The sequence below is a fragment of the Spirillospora sp. NPDC046719 genome (assembly GCF_040645715.1).
Classification (GTDB): domain Bacteria; phylum Actinomycetota; class Actinomycetes; order Streptosporangiales; family Streptosporangiaceae; genus Spirillospora.
In genome coordinates this window covers 1-2,220 of the sequence record NZ_JBEYYT010000804.1, presented here as the reverse complement: position 1 = coordinate 2,220, position 2,220 = coordinate 1, and the positions used below count along the sequence as shown (strand labels likewise).

Genomic DNA, 2,220 nt, shown 5'->3' with positions numbered 1-2,220 from the left:
GTCCACCCTTGACTTTGGAGCCTCTGCGGCCCCTAGGCAGGTGTTGGGGGCAGGCTCCGCCTGCCCCGCCCCGGGTCGCGCCACCCCACCACCCCCTTCCGTAAGGGAGGTCGAGCGGCTCTTAGCGATGGCGTCGCTCTGTCCGACCTCTCTGGGAGCTTGTGAAGCATGGACGTCACCATGCAACTGGTCATTGACTGCGCCGAGCCGAAGAGATTGGTGGCCTTCTGGTGCGAGGCTCTCGGATACCTGCCCGAGCCGCCACCCGAAGATCACAGCAGTTGGCGAGAGTATTGGGCGGCATTAGGAGTCCCCGAGGAGGAGTTGCCCGCTGGGGCCGGTGAGGTGCCGGAGTCGATCGTGGATCCAGCGGGACAAGGCCCCCGCGTGTGGTTCCAACGCGTCCCCGAACCAAAGGTCGTCAAGAACCGGCTGCACCTTGACCTGAAGGTGAGCGGCGGTCGAGCCGTCCCATTGTCCGTTCGGGTTCAGCGGGTCAATGCCAAGGTGGAACGTCTGACCAGCGCAGGCGCCACGGTGCTGCGGACACAGGGTGGGCCTGACCTGGATCACTACGCCGTCGTCCTGCTGGACCCAGAAGGAAACGAGTTCTGCGTGGCCTGACCCATGAGAGGTGCGCTGCTGCTGGCGGACCACAGGCGTCGTGCTGTGGGTGCGAGGGCATGGCTATCCGCCCGATCCACCCGATCTTGATTGATACGGGCGAACCGGTGCAGGAGAGCGGCGCTGCGGTTATGCGGCCCAGTCGAGGGCGGGGGCGTCGGGTGGACGGCCGATGCTGCCTGGTGGTCCGGCCCCAGTTGCTGATCCTCTGGCGTCGGCTGGTGGCAGTAGTCGGTAGATGTATCGCCCGTCGCCATCTTTGGTGATCTGGACTTGATCGGGGCGACTGTGTTTGAAGCGGTTGTGCCATCCGCAGGTGAGGGCGAGTTGGTCGATGTCGGTGGGCGATCGTCCCAGCGCCCATCCGTGGACGTGGTCGACCTCGCACAGCGTCCCGGGGACCTCGCAGCCCCTCACCGCGCACGAGGAGTAGAGCGTCTCCAGTACCTGTCGTTGTGCTGCGGAGGCGAATCGTTCCCGGTAGCCCAGGTAGAGCGGGGTGTTTCCACGGCCTAGCAGGAGGGGCGACACTCCGGCGGCCAGGGCGATGCGGCGGGCCTGGGCGGCGGGGATGGGGGTGCCGTCGGTGAGGCGGGCGGGTGCGTTGCCGCCGGTCAGCGTCTCCAGGTCGCAGATCACGGTGACCTTGGACGCCTTGTGTCCGCCTGAGAGCACGCTCGACAGTGCCGCCGCCGTCCGTTCGGCGAGGTCACGACGGTCGTCCGGTCCGGCCGGCTTGGCCAGCGGGGCGAGGGTGCCGTCCCAGATCGCGGCGTCCTCGGGGTTCAGCCACCCCTTCACATACCGGCCACCGTCCAAGGAACGCGTGGTCGTCAGCCAGGACTTGTCGTAGCCGCGCTTGGTGTCCTCGTCGGGGGCGTCTTCTGTGTCGTCGCGTTCGGCGATGAGGTCGCGGATGCGGCGGCCGAACGCAGCGACCTTCCCGGCCGAGAAACCCTGATCGACGAAGCCCAGCAGCGTCGTCTCGGCCTCGGCGCAGTCGGTGTCATCCAGGCGGGCGACCGAGTCGGCGACGGTGGCGGCGTAGCCGTAGGACAGTTCCCCGGCTGCGAGCTGTGCGCAGACCTGGGGTAGGCGGTGGCGCTGCCGGGCGAGGGTGAGGCGTTCCTTGGCGCGGCTGTCGCGCATGCCGAGTCGAGATCGCAGCCACGCTTGGGTGGAGGGATATCCCCACCGGGCCTGCTCCCCGCAGGCGTCGACTCGGCCGATGAATCCGGCGAGCGCGCTTTCCTGCAGATCGGACGCGGCCACAAGAGTCTCGGTGAGTTCCAGGCACGCGGCCGCTGATTCCGGGGCTTCACGCGATGCGAGTTCAGTGGCGATGGTTGAGAGCGCGTTCACCAGTTCCATCGTGGACGCGCCCCCAAGCTCGACCGTCACTGATTGCATACATAAATAGTACCCTGTGTGACCGACATTCGAGGCCGTTCAAGGCCGTTCGGGCCACATTCTTCTCGGTATTTTTCGGGCGGGAAAGGCTGCCGGACCTCGTGTCCTGTTGCCGCTCTTCGCGCCTCATGCAAGGGCGATTCGTACCTGACGGAGGGGGGTGGTGGGGTGGCGCGACCCGGGGGC

General features: G+C 67.1%; 2 protein-coding genes. One reads left to right on the top strand and one right to left on the bottom strand.

The genetic code is table 11. From position 1 onward, the window contains the following. Positions 1 to 168: 168 nt before the first annotated feature. Complete coding sequence (locus ABZ914_RS50435; RefSeq protein WP_500201685.1) at positions 169 to 624, top strand: VOC family protein; 456 nt, start codon at positions 169 to 171, stop codon at positions 622 to 624. Positions 625 to 753: 129 nt separating this feature from the next. On the opposite strand, the gene ABZ914_RS50430 is transcribed toward ABZ914_RS50435, so the two are convergent. Further along, positions 754 to 2,034, bottom strand: coding sequence for an HNH endonuclease signature motif containing protein (locus tag ABZ914_RS50430; protein WP_500201684.1), 1,281 nt, complete (start codon positions 2,032 to 2,034; stop codon positions 754 to 756). Between the last annotated feature and the right edge of the window lie 186 nt (positions 2,035 to 2,220).

What these genes read in the sequence shown, in the direction of transcription:
- ABZ914_RS50435 (WP_500201685.1), top strand. Translation starts at nt 169, where the DNA reads ATGGACGTCACCATGCAACTGGTCATTGACTGCGCCGAGCCGAAGAGA.
- ABZ914_RS50430 (WP_500201684.1), bottom strand. Translation starts at nt 2,034, where the DNA reads ATGCAATCAGTGACGGTCGAGCTTGGGGGCGCGTCCACGATGGAACTG.